Consider the following 13313-nt stretch of genomic DNA (forward strand, 5'->3'; position numbering starts at 1 on the left):
GCATCGCCTTGTCCTTGCATACCGATCTTAATAAGTTTTTTCACTTCTTCCCTGGCATGGGGACTAAGACTGCATCGACCCGCGCGGTTAAATCTCCTTAACCGGCGTCTCCCCCTGCACAGCCTTGATCAGTCCGATCACATGCAAACAATCCGCCTTGTTCACATAAGACTCGCCACTGGCAATGGTCTCGTGGTTGCCCGCCCTCAGTCTCCAGCGCCATTGTCCTTTGCCGGTGCTCGGGGTGCCTTTGGATTGCCTGTAAATCTCGAAATACATTCAGTTCGCTCCATGCGATTCATTGTGCGACAGCCTGTGTGGCGCATGGTCGCAAGCCTAGCGCAGACGGTTTTTTTGGCTATCGGACATTTGTTTCCAATCGTTGGCGGATGTTTCTGAAGAGCGCGGGCTAGAGCGCAGCAATAGGCCTGTGGATTGGCCAAAATGACGCCGTCTGATCCTTGCAACGTTGTCGACGCTGCTGCTTAATACGGAACGGCTCATGGCGTCGAATATCGTTCGGCGACCGACAATCACTATAAAAAGAGCACTCCTTTGACTGAGCACGGAACGCAGCAGGCCGGGCAGGTGACGTTATCGCTGGTGGTCCCCGTTTTTAATGAGGAGGACAGCCTCGACACGTTTTTGCGGCGCATCAATGAAGTCTTTCAGACGCAGACGTCAATCGATCTTGAACTGGTGTTCGTCAATGACGGCAGCACCGATACCACGCTCGAACGCCTGCTCGAGCATCAGCGTCAGGATGTGCGCCTGCGTATCGTCGACCTGAGCCGCAACTTCGGCAAAGAAGCGGCGCTGTCCGCCGGTTTGCAGATCGCGACTGGACAGATCGTGGTACCCATCGATGCCGATTTGCAGGACCCGCCGGAAGTCATTCTGCTGATGATCGAGCGCTGGCGAGAAGGCTTTGAAGTGGTGCTCGGTCACCGCATCAGCCGCCGCAGCGACACCTGGGCGAAGCAGACTTCCGCCCACTGGTTCTATCGCCTGCACAACAAAATTGCCGAACAGCCTTTACCCGAGAACGTCGGTGATTTTCGCTTGATGGATCGCTGCGTGGTCGATGCCTTGCTGACCTTGCCCGAATCCCGACGCTTCATGAAAGGCCTGTTCGCGTGGGTCGGCTTTCGCACCACCCACGTCGATTACGAGCGTCCGGAGCGGGTGGCGGGGCAGAGCAAGTTCAATGGTTGGCGGTTGTGGAATTTCGCGCTGGAGGGCATCACCAGTTTCAGCACCGAGCCATTGCGGGTCTGGACGTATGTCGGTGCGCTAGTGTCGCTGGTGTCGTTTGCCTTCGCCATTTTCATTGTCTTGCGCACATTGATCCACGGTGTCGACATGCCCGGTTATGCCTCGCTGATGGTGGCCGTGACCTTTCTCGGTGGGCTGCAATTGATTGGCATCGGAGTGCTCGGCGAGTACCTGGGCCGCACGTATATCGAATCCAAACGCCGGCCGGTTTTTCTGGTGCGTCGCGTCTACGACCCCAAGGACTGATACATGGATCTCAAGGAAACCGACATCCTCGGCGACGCCATCAACGAGCACTGGTATTACTGCTCGAAAGCCGCAGCCACCACACGGATGCTCGGTGAAGCACCGATCAAGCGAATCCTCGATGTCGGCGCCGGTTCGGGATTTTTCTCCCACCATTTGCTGACGCACACCGATGCACGCGAAGCGTGGTGCGTGGATATAAGTTATCCCGCCGACTCCAGCGCGACCACCGCCGGCAAACCGGTGCACTACCGTCGCGGGATCGAAACCATCGATGCCGATCTGGTGTTGTTGATGGACGTACTGGAGCATGTCGATGACGATCTCGGTTTGCTCAAGATGTACGTCGATAAAGTGCCCTCGGGCAGTCGATTCCTGATGACAGTGCCGGCGTTCCAGTTCTTGTGGAGCGGTCACGACGACTTTCTCGAGCACAAGCGCCGCTACACGCTGGCTCAGTTCGAAACGCTGGCGCGTGATGCTGGTTTGACGGTGCAGCGCGGTGCCTATTATTTCGGCGCGGTGTTTCCCATTGCGGCGGCGTTGCGCTTGCTGCCGCAAGGCGCGCAAGCCCAGCCGCCGCGTTCGCAACTCAAGCGTCATCATCCGCTGGTGAACGGTGTCCTCAAAACCTTGTGCAACCTTGAACTGCCGCTGATGGGCGCGAACCGTCTGGCCGGGTTGAGCGTGTTCGTGCTGGCTCAAAAACCGTGACCTCGGCGCAAAAATCAGCATTGATCCAGCGTGGTGTGCGCTTTGCCGTGACCGGGCTGTTCGTCACCGCGCTGCATGCGCTGGTGGCGGTGCTGTTCATCAACTTCATCGCCGCGCAACCGCCGCTGGCCAACGGCGTGGCATTTGCCGTGGCGACGGTGGTGTCCTACGTGATCAACACCACCTGGATTTTTTCTGCCCGTTTGCACGGCCGAACGCTGCTGCGCTTCCTGCTGGTATCCGTGGGGGGCTTTTTCCTGGCGATGTTCGTTGCCTGGGCTGCGCAGATTGCCGGGTTGCACTATCTGCTGGGTATTGTTGCGGTGGCACTGACGATTCCAGCGTTCACCTTTGTCTTGCACAATTTCTGGACGTATCGATGAAGGCTTCACCAAACCATCCGGTGCTCGGTCTTTTGCCGTTGTTGCTCGGCGTATTGGCGTTTTTCTGCGTAATCGGGCCGCAAGCGCTGGATCCGCAAAACATTGCCTGGCTGGAGCAGGGCGATCCGGCGACGCATTATCTGGGCTGGGCATATTTCCGGCACTCCCCCTGGACCTTTCCGCTCGGGCTTAACCCGTTCTATGGTCTGGAGTTGGGCAATTCGATTATTTTCTCCGACTCCAATCCGCTGCTGGCGTTGCTGTTCAAACCGTTCAACGCGTGGTTACCGGCGACCTTCCAGTACTTCGGCCTGTGGCTGCTGGCGTGTTTCGTCTTGCAAGCGTGGTTTGGCTGGAAACTGCTGGGGCTGATGACGGGGAATCCGCTGATTCGCTTGCTGGGCACAGGTTTATTGGTGTTTTCGCCGCCGATGTTCCTGCGCATGGGCGGGCACCTTTCCCTGTCCGGGCATTTCCTGATTCTGGCGGCGCTGTACCTGGCGTTATTACCGAACCTGTATCGACGTCGTCTGGCCTGGGGCGCGTTGTTGGCGGTCACCGCCATGGTGCATGCGTATCTGCTGGCGATGGTGGCGCTGATCTGGGTGGCGGATCTGCTCGGCAAGACCTTCAGCCAACAATTGACGCGGCGACAGGGTCTGCTCGAAGGCGTTTCGCTGTTTGCCGTGGTGAGTGTGTGTTGCTGGCAGGTCGGATACTTCGCTATTGCTGATGGCGCGCAATCCGGCGGTTTCGGTTTGTACCGGATGAACCTGCTGTCGCCATTGGATCCGGCAGGTTGGTCGTTGATTTTGCCGGACCTGCCAAAAGCCAGCGGCGATTACGAAGGCTTCAATTATCCGGGCCTTGGCGTGTTGTTGCTGGTGCCGTTGGCGCTGATTGCCTGGCTGAGAAACCGCCAACCGCTGAAGGATGAGCTTCGCGTTCGCCCTTGGCTAATGCTGGCGTTGATCGGTTTATCGTTGTTTGCGCTATCGAACCAGATCGGCGTCGGCGCACACACGTTCAGCTACCCGCTACCGAAAATCGCCATCAAACTGGCGAACGTTTTTCGCGCCTCGGGGCGGATGTTCTGGCCGGTGTTGTACGCGCTCATCCTGATGGTGATGTTCCTGCTGGTGCGCGGTTACCGGCCACGCATCGTCGTCGCGCTGCTGGCGCTGGCGCTGACGTTGCAGGTCGTCGACACGCGCAACGGCTGGATGGGCTTGCGCAACGGCAAGATGATGACGCCGTCCGCAGAATGGGCAACGCCGATGCGTGATCCGTTCTGGGCGAGTGCGGCGGCGCATTACCCGAATATCCGCAGTCTGATGCCGCAGAATCAGTCTGAGCGCTGGCAAGTGATCGCCGATTTTGCCGCGACTCAAGGCCTGAAAACCGACGCCGTTTATCTGGGGCGGATGAGTTCCAAAGCGTTGGAGCAGGCGCGGCAAAAAGCGCAGCGCATGCTTGAGTCTGGGCAGTACGACGCCGACTCGTTGTACATCCTCGACGACACCGTGCTGGCTGATGCCGCCCAAAGCGTCAACAGTGAAACGGATCTGCTGACCCGAGTGGATGGCCTGGTAGTGCTGGCGCCGGGCTGGAAGCGTTGTTCGCAGTGTCTGAGCATGCCGGATGAAGGGCGGCGGATGTCACTACTGGCATTGATGCGTCCCGGTCAGACGCTGATCTTCAACTACTCCGCCCGGCAGTTGGTCAGCGGCTGGTCGACCGCGGAAAACTGGGGAACATGGTCGGCGGGGCAGCAGGCGCAACTCGACTTGCGGGTGACACCCGAGGCGCGCTCGATTGCGTTGGAGGTCATGGCATTCGTTTTGCCGCAACACCCGGCGCAGCGAGTGATCGTCAGTGTGAATGGCGAGCAGGTGCTGACTACGCGCCTGGTGCAACATCAGGGTAATCATCTGGAGATCCCGATCAGTCCTGCGATCCGTCAGCATCTAGCGGACGATGATCGCCTGACAATCGAGTTTCATTTGCCCGATGCCATCAGTCCGCAACAATTGGGCTTGAACGACGATTCCCGGGTCATGGGGCTTGGCTTGAAGCGCTTGACGGTGAACTGACGCACCGTGGCGATGGACGCCGGGGCTTCGGCCTTTCTACACTGCCGGTATTCCGGGGGGCAGGGGGCAATGGATGAACCGCAATGAACTTCGCAAGGCCGACATCAACCTGATGGTGGTGTTCGAGACCTTGATGCTCGAACGCAACGTGACCCGGGCGGCCGAGAAGCTGTTCCTTGGCCAGCCGACCATCAGCTCGGCGCTCAATCGTTTGCGCACGATGCTCAACGATCCGCTGTTTATCCGCGTCGGCCATCGCATGGAACCGACGGCCCGTGCCGAAGATATTTTCCGCCACCTCAAGCCGGCGCTGGATTCACTTTCGGTCGCGCTGAGTCTGACCCGCGATTTCGACCCGGCCGTCAGCACCATGACCTTCCGCATTGGCCTTTCCGATGACGTCGAGTTCGGCCTGCTGCCGCCGCTGTTGCGTGCGCTGCGCCAGGAAGCGCCGAACGTGGTGTTTGTGGTGCAACACGTTGATTACTGGCGCATCCCCGACCTGCTCGCGGCGGGTGATATCACGGTCGGCATCAGCCAGACCCGAGGTCTGCCGGCCAATGCCAAACGCAAATTGCTGCGGCACATCCAGCCGAGCATCCTGCGCGCCGACGCTAGCGATACGCCGCTGACGCTGGATGAATATTGCGCGCGGCCGCACGTGCTGGTTTCGCACACGGCCAACGTCAGTGGGTTTGCCGATGAGTGGCTGGCAGAGCTGGGGCGCACGCGTCAGGTGGTGCTGTCGGTGCCGCAATACAGTGCTTTGCCGGCGCTGCTGGCCGGCACCGACCTGATTGCCAGCCTGCCGGATTACACCGCCGCGGCCATGGCCACTTCGGGGCTGCTGTTCAAGGAACCGTTTCCGTTCAAGACGCCGACGCTGGATCTGTCGATGGTCTGGCTCAGCCATGTGGACAGCGATCCGGCCGAACGCTGGTTGCGTTCGCGGCTGGAGCAATTCATGAGCGAACGACCACTGACCCCATCCTGAGCCACAACACCGTGTAGGAGCTGCGGCACGCTGCGATCTTTTGATCTTCAAATCTCAAGATCAAAAGTTCGCAGCCTCGTTTCACTCGACAGCTACTACAGGGATTGGTGATGAGCCACATGTGCTATATGTACGACCTTTCTGCCAACTCATCGGGGATCTGCAATGCCACACCTGCACATGGAATACACCGCCAACCTGCCGCAGTTGAACGCCGACGTCGCGTTGATGCGGCTCAACAACACCCTGGTGGGCTCCGGTCAGTTCGCGGCGGAGTTCGATATCAAGAGCCGTGCGGTAAAAGTCGAGACCTTCAAGGTCGGTACCGCTATGGCCGAGCGCGCCTTCGTCTATGTGAAGCTGGCGCTGCTCAGCGGGCGTTCGCCGCAGATCAAGAAGCAGTTGTCAGAAAGCCTGTTGGCAGTCTTGCAGGACCTGTGCGAATGGCCGGCCGGTGTCGAGGTGCAGCTGTGCGTTGAGCTGGTCGACATGGATCGCGAGTCCTACAGCAAAACCGCGATTGGCGTGTAGGACTCAGGCCGCTTCGAGTTCGCTGCACACCTTGACCACCTGCTCACGCAACCACAGGTTGGCGCTGTCCTGATCAACGCTCTGGCTCCACTGCATGTCGAGGGTGAAGCCCGGCAAGCCGTTCGGTGCCTCACAGTGATTGAACACCGCTTCGTTGGTCAGCAAGCGCTGGATGCGGCGGGGCAGGGTGAGGATGAAGTCAGTCCCGGTGATCATTTTCAATGCCGCGCTGTAGCTGTTCGAGCGCGCGACGATCTGGCGTTTTTGCGCCTGCCGCGCGAGCCAGCCGTCGACCATGTTGGTGGTCGATGTCCACGGCGTCGGAAACACATGCCGACGTTCGGTAAAGGCCTGCAGGCTCAGGCGCGGTTCCAGTGGCGTGGCGCGTTTGTCGAAGACGCAGACCAGATCATCTTCCAGCAGCATCCGTGATTTCAGGTCAGTGTGATGGCGGTGGAAATTGGGACCGAAACTGATCACCAGATCAAGGCTGCCGTCGCGCAGTTCATCCGCCGGGACGTCGGTCTCGAACTTGTGCATGTTGACCATCACCGGTAAGTCATCGAAATCGAAACGTTTCAACAGGCGCGGCAGAATCAGTTGCTCGAAGTATTCCGGCGCGCAGATGTTGAAGGTGACGGCTTGCCGGGTCGGGTCGAACGTGGGGGCGCCGGCGTGGCACAGGTTGATGCTTTCGAGGATCTTCTGCACATGGCCATACATGGTGCTGGCCTTGTAGGTCGGACGCATGCCGGTGCGGGTGTTGATGAACAGTTCGTCTTCGAAACTGGTGCGCAGTTTTTTCAAACAGTAACTGACGGTGGACTGGCTGACGAACAGGGTTTCTGACACATCGGTAACGCTGCTTTGCTCATAAACAGCGATAAACACCATGAGATCCTGCATGTCGAGCTTTCGAAGCAAGTTACTGTTCAGCATCCGTTCTGTCTCGCTGTGCTCCTTGCGCTGAATCCGCGCAAACGTGTGCGAACGATCCTAACGGAACGATGGTGCCAGGACAAAGCCCTGTAGGACGTTTCACAGTCAGTTGTGGGACAGAAAGTTTTAGTAACACGACGTCGCCAATCAAACCGCTGAAAGATGGCCAGAAGCCTTTAGCTCGACGAGGGAAAGTGTCGGGCGTAATGCCTGGGATCGAAGCGCCACACCATCAACAGCATCACTCCCATCACAACGGTCAGCGACCACCAGGCCCACTCGAAACTCCCGAGCCAATCGCGGATCATTCCGGCCAGCAGCGGCGAAAGGCCGGCGATCAAGTAACCGATGCCCTGCACGAATGCGGTCAGCCCACCGGCACGTTGCGGGTTGTCGAGGTGATCGAGCGAGACGATCAGGCTCATCGGAAACAAACCGCCAATGCCCAGCCCTAACAGGCAGGGCCACAGCAGGCTGAGCTGTTGCGGGCTGAGGATCAGGCCGCAAAACCCGGCGATGATCAGCATCAGTAACGCCATCAGCATCACCCGCCGATCCCGGCTGCGATTGGCGATCGCGGGCACCACCAGGCCGGAAATCACCTCCATGGCCGTCAGAAAACCTAACAACAGCCCGGCGTCTTGTTCGCTCCAGCCTTTTTCCACGTAGTACGGCGCGAGCCAGGCCAGCACGCAGGTATAGGACGCCGTCCCCAAACCAAAGAAGATGGCCAGTAACCAGGCGCGGGAATGGGCAAACAACGAATCTTTCCTGGTTGCCGCCATCACCGTGGATGACAGTTGGCTGCGTTGCGACCACCAGAACAGCAACGCGAGCAATGCCAGAATCGCCCAGATGGCCAAACCGCTGCGCCAGCTCCCGGTCTGCACCATCACCAGCGGTGCGAACGAGGCCGCAATGGCGGCGCCGCCCATGATCGACGTGACATACAAGCCCATGCACAGAGCGACGTTGTCGGCGAAGCGCGATTTGATCAGCGCCGGCATCAATGCCTGAATCAGCGCGATGCCGAGGCCGGCGAACACGGCGCTGACGATCAGTTCGGCTGCCGATTCGATAAACAGCCGCGACAGCGTCGCCAGGCCAATGATCAGCAGTGACAGGAAAACCGTCCATTGCTCGCCCAGCCGCTGACTGATGCCAATGCCGAAAAACATCGCCAGCCCCATGGCCATCACCGGCAGCATGGTCAGCAGTGACGCGACGCTGAAACTCAGCGGGATGTCAGCGCGAATGGCCGACAGTAACGGGCCGACCGCCGCCATCGACGGACGTAGATTGAGGGCGACGAGCATGATCGCGAGCATCAGCCAGACAGCGGGGCGAGCAGTGGCGCGGACGTTTTCCATCATCAGACCTTTGAGCGGGGCCGACGATTAGGCGCGGAACCGCTTGTGCCGAGCAAACCAGAAAATCCACAGCCCTTTTTAAAAATCAAATACCGATCCCTGTAGGAGCTGTCGAGTGCAACGAGGCTGCGATCTTTTGATCTGGCTTTAAAGATCAAGATCAAAAGATCGCAGCCTGCGGCAGCTCCTACAGGGGCCGCATTGTCTGCTGAATAAAAGCTGAACCATTCTCAAATACTTCGCAAGTTTAAGCGCATTGCCAAAAGCCAACTATTCGTTGGCGTCTTTTTCACAAAAAATTGATGCTTGCCTGCTTAAAGTTTCTCGTGCCTTAGTTAATGAAATTTTCACAATTGAAATTTCTTTCATGGACCGAGGCTCTTCTTTTCAGGAATCGCCCTTTCTATGTTGAAGTTAAAAGCCGTGCGCCCGGAATGGGTGACGTTGATTGCCAGTGCCTTTCTTTTAATCGGCTGCAATGTTGTCCTTTGGCAACACCTGTTCGAGATTACCGGCGCCGATGGCAAGGGCATCGCCATGCGCGTGGCGTTCGGGGTAATGATCCTCGCGGCATTCAACATTGTGCTGACGTTTCTGGCCTTTCGTCCGCTGCTCAAACCGCTGTTGACGCTGATATTCCTGGTCAGCGCCGGCGTGGCTTATTTCATGAGTCAATATGGCGTCATGATCGATGCCGGCATGTTTCGTAACTTTGCCGAAACCAATGCAACGGAAGTGCGAGATCTGCTCTCGTTAAAGTTGTTTGCTTATATTTTGTTGCTCGGTGTCTTGCCTTCATTTTTTTTGTGGAAGTTACCGATTAATTATCGTCGCTGGCACCGTGAGTTGCTCAGTAAAGTTATTGTCAGTGTCGCCTCGGTCGCGGTAATTGGCGGCGTAGCCCTGGCCAACTATCAGGGCTTGTCTTCATTGTTTCGCAATCATCACGAAATTCGCCTGATGTTGGTGCCCAGCAATTACATTGGCGCTTCGGCTGGTTACCTGCGTGAGCAAGTGGTTTCGGCGCAGCAACCGTTCGCCAAGATCGGCGAAGACGCCCAGCGTAATCCCGATCTGAAACTCCAGCCGCGCAAATCCCTGACCGTGCTGGTTGTGGGTGAGAGCGCCCGTGCGGAGAACTTCGGCATTCTTGGCTACAACCGCGATACAACGCCGCAACTCGATAAGGAAGCCGGGTTGATTGCCTTCACCGATGTACATTCCTGCGGCACGGAAACGGCTGTTTCGGTGCCGTGCATGTTCTCCAACATGGGTCGCAAGGATTACGACGCCAGCAAGGCGAAGAATGAAGAAGGTCTGCTCGACGTGCTCAAGCGTGCCGGTATCGACGTGATCTGGCGTGACAACCAGTCCGGCTGCAAAGGCACTTGCGATCGCGTCACCCTGCAAGATGTCAGCAACCTGAAAGACCCGGCGCTGTGCGCCAACAGCGAGTGCCGCGACGAAATCCTCCTGCAAGGCCTGCAGAGTTTTATCGATCATCTCGACAAGGACACCGTTCTGGTTCTGCATCAAATGGGCAGCCATGGCCCGGAATACTTCAAGCGTTATCCGAAGGAATACGAGCACTTCACCCCGGTATGTGAAAGTAACGCGCTGAATAACTGCAGCCGCGAAAGTATCGTCAACGGTTACGACAACACGCTGGTGTATACCGACCATGTGCTGTCGAGCCTGATCGATGTATTGCGCAGCAATCAGGACAAAGTCGATACCGCCATGTTGTACCTGTCGGACCACGGTGAGTCGCTTGGTGAATACAACCTGTTCCTGCACGGCACGCCTTACATGCTGGCGCCGGAGCAACAAAAGCATGTCGCGATGCTGGCGTGGTTCTCCGATAACTATCAGAAGGCTTATTCGGTCGACACCCATTGCCTGCAGATGAGCCGCGACAAACCGCTGAGCCAGGACAACCTGTTCCACTCGATGCTGGGTCTGCTGGAGGTCAAGAGCAAGGTCTATCAGCCGGATCTGGACATGTTTGCCGGTTGCCGTGGCGCGGTGATCGACGGCGTGCTCGCCAAGGAATGAGTCCAATCGGCTCCGTCGTGCTGACGCGTCGGGCCTGTCTGTTTCCACTGTCAGACTATTCTTGCTCTCTGGCAGGACATTTCGTTACAGCTCTTGCCCTTCACAGGCGCGTAAATCGCCGGTGGCGATATATACTGCGCGCCATTCTTCAAGGGAGAGCCGTGTGGCCATCGATATTCACTGGATTCGCGACAACGAAAGCCTCGCGCAGTTTTGCGCCGAGTGGCAGCAGCTGCCGTTCGTTGCCCTCGACACCGAATTCATGCGGGTCGACACCTTCTACCCGATTGCCGGTCTGTTGCAGGTCGGCGACGGCAAACGCGCCTACCTGATTGATCCGCTGACCATCAATGCCTGGCAACCGCTGGCCGCTCTGCTGGAAAACCCGGCAGTGCTCAAAGTCCTGCATGCGTGCAGCGAAGACCTCGAAGTGCTGTTGCGCCTGACCGGCAGCCTGCCGGCGCCGATGTTCGACACACAACTGGCCGCGGCTTACCTGAACCTCGGTTTCTCGATGGGCTATTCGCGGCTGGTGCAGGAAGTGCTCGGCATCGAACTGCCGAAGGGCGAGACTCGCTCCGATTGGTTGCAGCGTCCGTTGTCCGACACGCAAATCAGCTACGCCGCCGAAGACGCCGTGCACTTGGCGGAGGTTTTCGTACAGCTGCGGCCGAAACTGTCTGACGACAAATTCGCTTGGGTGCTGGAGGACGGTGCCGAACTGGTCGCCAACCTGCGCCGCGAAACCGATCCTTACGAGGTTTATCGCGAGGCCAAACTGGCGTGGAAACTCTCGCGTGCGCAACTGGCCGTACTGCGTGAACTGTGCGCCTGGCGTGAAAAAGAAGCCCGCGCCCGCGATCTGCCGCGCAACCGCATTGTCCGCGAGCATTCGCTGTGGCCGCTGGCCCGCACGCAACCGGACAACCTCGCCGCCCTGGGCAAGATCGAAGACATGCACCCGCGTACCGTGCGTCAGGACGGCCAATTTCTGCTTGATCTGATCAAGCGCTCTGGCAGTGTGGGGCCTGATCAATGGCCGCCGGCTGTACCGGAGCCGTTGCCGATCGAAGCCGCTGCGTTGATCAAACAACTGCGCGCATTGGGTCAGGCGGAGGCCGAGCGTCTGGGCATTGCCCCGGAACTGATGCTGCGCAAGAAAACCCTCGAAGCCCTGGTCAAAAGCGGTTATCCCGAGGGTCCTTACCAATTGCCTGAGTCGTTGCGTGGCTGGCGCCGCGAACTCATGGGTCAGAAGCTGCTCGACAGCCTGGCCACCGCCGGAGAACAGCCTTGAAACGTATTTGTTCCATCTACCAAAGCTCCAAGCGCAGCGGCATGTACCTTTACGTGCTCAAGAGCGATGCGCTTGAGCGTGTGCCGGAAGCGCTGATGCTGGCGTTCGGCAAGCCGAAGCATTCCTTCGATCTGGTGCTGTCGCCCGAGCGCAAACTGGCGAGCGAAGACATCGTCGTGGTCCTGGAGAACCTCGACAAGCAGGGCTACCACCTGCAGATGCCGCCGGCCGAGGACGAGTACATCGAGCACTTGCCCGAAGAGTTGTTGCGACGCAACGACCCGGTCTGATCTGCGAGGCTCTGTTCTGAGTCTCGGTTTACCCTGGAACTGTTTTTACCGCGATGGCCGCCCGAATCCGGCGGCCGTTTGCACGGTTTGCGAAAGGTTTGAAGATGCGCGTTCTGATTGCTGAACACGACCACGCGATATACGCCCGGCTGCTGCGTCAGGCAGCGCCCGAGCTTGAAGTACTGACCAGCGGCGACTCCGCCGAGCTGGCCCGGCAGGCGGCCGATTGCCCGGTGTGGCTTGGGCAACCGGATCTATTGGCGACCCTGCTGCGCCAAGGGCACCAGCCACAGTGGCTGCAATCGACCTGGGCCGGCATTACGCCGTTACTCGCGGACGGTTTGCGCCGTGATTACCGCTTGACCCGTGCAGTGGGGATTTTCGGTCAGGTGATGGCCGAGTACGTGCTGACCTATATCCTCGGCCATGAGCGCGAAGTGCTGGCGCGCCTGGTCAGCCAGGTCGAACGCAAGTGGGACAATCGCAGCGGCCAGAGCCTGGTCGGACGCAAAGTGCTGATCGTCGGCACCGGTGACATCGGCCAGAGCGTGGCGCAGTTCCTGCTGCCGTTCGGCATCGAGTTATACGGCATCGCCAGCACTGCCCGCGAGCAGGCGCCGTTTGTCGAAGTCGGCTCGATGGCCGATCTGCCACGGCTGGTGGGCGAGGTGGATTACGTGGTCAATCTGCTGCCGAATACCGAGCACACCCACGATATCTACGACGCGGCGCTGTTCAAGCAATTCAAACCGACCGGGTTGTTTATCAATGCCGGGCGCGGGGTTGCGGTGGTCGATGCCGATCTGGTGGAAGCGTTGAAGGAAGGGCATCTGGCGGGGGCGGTGATCGACGTTTGCCGTCAGGAGCCACTGCCGCAACGGCATCCGTTCTGGACGGCGTGGGGCTTGCTGCTGACCGGGCACAGCTCGGCACCGACGTCACCGGCGTTGATGGTGCAGCTGTTTGTCGAGAACCTGAAGGCGTATCAGGCGGGTGAGGCGTTGCGCGGGGAAGTGGATTTCAACCGCGGCTACTGATCTCCTTGCTTCAGATCGTTCCCACGCTCCGCGTGGGAATGCAGCCGGGGACGCTCTGCGTCCCATTGGAACGCGGAGCGTCCCTTGAG

General features: G+C 58.7%; 13 protein-coding genes. 10 read left to right on the top strand and 3 right to left on the bottom strand.

Annotated features, from left to right (window positions below; translation table 11 throughout):
* Positions 1-87 precede the first annotated feature (87 nt).
* Complete coding sequence (locus tag AC3IUF_RS07315; protein WP_007911387.1) at positions 88-279, bottom strand: YegP family protein; 192 nt, start codon at positions 277-279, stop codon at positions 88-90.
* A gap of 276 nt (positions 280-555) precedes the next feature.
* On the opposite strand from AC3IUF_RS07315, the gene AC3IUF_RS07320 reads away from it, so the two are divergent.
* From AC3IUF_RS07320 to AC3IUF_RS07345, 6 genes are all read left to right on the top strand, one after another.
* Positions 556-1521, top strand: coding sequence for a glycosyltransferase family 2 protein (locus AC3IUF_RS07320; protein ID WP_007911386.1), 966 nt, complete (start codon positions 556-558; stop codon positions 1519-1521).
* Positions 1522-1524: 3 nt separating this feature from the next.
* Positions 1525-2235 carry a class I SAM-dependent methyltransferase gene (locus AC3IUF_RS07325; RefSeq protein ID WP_489280806.1) on the top strand — a complete coding sequence of 237 codons (711 nt, stop codon included), beginning with the start codon at positions 1525-1527 and terminating at the stop codon, positions 2233-2235.
* Positions 2232-2618, top strand: coding sequence for a GtrA family protein (locus AC3IUF_RS07330; RefSeq protein ID WP_489280808.1), 387 nt, complete (start codon positions 2232-2234; stop codon positions 2616-2618). The genes AC3IUF_RS07325 and AC3IUF_RS07330 overlap by 4 nt, the downstream gene beginning before the upstream one ends.
* Entirely contained in the window at positions 2615-4711 is a 2097-nt protein-coding gene (locus AC3IUF_RS07335) for a DUF6311 domain-containing protein (RefSeq protein ID WP_489280809.1), read from the top strand. Before AC3IUF_RS07330 ends, AC3IUF_RS07335 begins: the two co-directional genes overlap by 4 nt.
* A 73-nt stretch (positions 4712-4784) precedes the next feature.
* Positions 4785-5705 carry a LysR substrate-binding domain-containing protein gene (locus AC3IUF_RS07340; protein ID WP_007911372.1) on the top strand — a complete coding sequence of 307 codons (921 nt, stop codon included), beginning with the start codon at positions 4785-4787 and terminating at the stop codon, positions 5703-5705.
* A 165-nt stretch (positions 5706-5870) separates the two neighbouring features.
* Entirely contained in the window at positions 5871-6236 is a 366-nt protein-coding gene (locus AC3IUF_RS07345; RefSeq protein ID WP_093438263.1) for a 5-carboxymethyl-2-hydroxymuconate Delta-isomerase, read from the top strand.
* A 3-nt stretch (positions 6237-6239) separates the two neighbouring features.
* On the opposite strand, the gene AC3IUF_RS07350 is transcribed toward AC3IUF_RS07345, so the two are convergent.
* Together AC3IUF_RS07350 and AC3IUF_RS07355 are read right to left on the bottom strand one after the other, a co-directional pair.
* Positions 6240-7175, bottom strand: a complete 936-nt coding sequence (locus AC3IUF_RS07350) for a LysR family transcriptional regulator (RefSeq protein WP_007911368.1) — start codon at positions 7173-7175, stop codon at positions 6240-6242.
* Positions 7176-7351: 176 nt separating this feature from the next.
* Positions 7352-8545 (bottom strand): cyanate transporter, encoded by a 1194-nt coding sequence (locus AC3IUF_RS07355; RefSeq protein ID WP_489280811.1) that lies wholly within the window; start codon positions 8543-8545, stop codon positions 7352-7354.
* Positions 8546-8950: 405 nt separating this feature from the next.
* Here AC3IUF_RS07355 and AC3IUF_RS07360 point away from each other — a divergent pair, with 405 nt between their 5' ends.
* From AC3IUF_RS07360 to AC3IUF_RS07375, 4 genes are all read left to right on the top strand, one after another.
* Positions 8951-10600 carry a phosphoethanolamine transferase gene (locus AC3IUF_RS07360; RefSeq protein ID WP_489280813.1) on the top strand — a complete coding sequence of 550 codons (1650 nt, stop codon included), beginning with the start codon at positions 8951-8953 and terminating at the stop codon, positions 10598-10600.
* Positions 10601-10763: 163 nt separating this feature from the next.
* On the top strand, positions 10764-11897 hold the full coding sequence (gene rnd / locus AC3IUF_RS07365; RefSeq protein WP_123376311.1) for a ribonuclease D: 1134 nt from the start codon (positions 10764-10766) through the stop codon (positions 11895-11897).
* A complete protein-coding gene (locus AC3IUF_RS07370) occupies positions 11894-12187 on the top strand; it encodes a YcgL domain-containing protein (RefSeq protein ID WP_007911350.1) in 294 nt (97 codons plus the stop codon). The genes rnd and AC3IUF_RS07370 overlap by 4 nt, the downstream gene beginning before the upstream one ends.
* Positions 12188-12291: 104 nt before the next feature.
* Positions 12292-13224 carry a D-2-hydroxyacid dehydrogenase gene (locus AC3IUF_RS07375; RefSeq protein WP_007911347.1) on the top strand — a complete coding sequence of 311 codons (933 nt, stop codon included), beginning with the start codon at positions 12292-12294 and terminating at the stop codon, positions 13222-13224.
* Positions 13225-13313 lie beyond the last annotated feature (89 nt).

The organism is Pseudomonas sp. KH_040, from assembly GCF_057839305.1.

Coding starts and splice junctions, on each gene's coding strand:
- AC3IUF_RS07340 (WP_007911372.1), top strand. CDS start 4,785: ATGAACCGCAATGAACTTCGCAAGGCCGACATCAACCTGATGGTGGTG.
- AC3IUF_RS07350 (WP_007911368.1), bottom strand. CDS start 7,175: ATGCTGAACAGTAACTTGCTTCGAAAGCTCGACATGCAGGATCTCATG.
- AC3IUF_RS07360 (WP_489280813.1), top strand. CDS start 8,951: ATGTTGAAGTTAAAAGCCGTGCGCCCGGAATGGGTGACGTTGATTGCC.
- AC3IUF_RS07325 (WP_489280806.1), top strand. CDS start 1,525: ATGGATCTCAAGGAAACCGACATCCTCGGCGACGCCATCAACGAGCAC.
- AC3IUF_RS07345 (WP_093438263.1), top strand. CDS start 5,871: ATGCCACACCTGCACATGGAATACACCGCCAACCTGCCGCAGTTGAAC.
- AC3IUF_RS07335 (WP_489280809.1), top strand. CDS start 2,615: ATGAAGGCTTCACCAAACCATCCGGTGCTCGGTCTTTTGCCGTTGTTG.
- AC3IUF_RS07315 (WP_007911387.1), bottom strand. CDS start 279: ATGTATTTCGAGATTTACAGGCAATCCAAAGGCACCCCGAGCACCGGC.
- AC3IUF_RS07355 (WP_489280811.1), bottom strand. CDS start 8,545: ATGGAAAACGTCCGCGCCACTGCTCGCCCCGCTGTCTGGCTGATGCTC.
- AC3IUF_RS07375 (WP_007911347.1), top strand. CDS start 12,292: ATGCGCGTTCTGATTGCTGAACACGACCACGCGATATACGCCCGGCTG.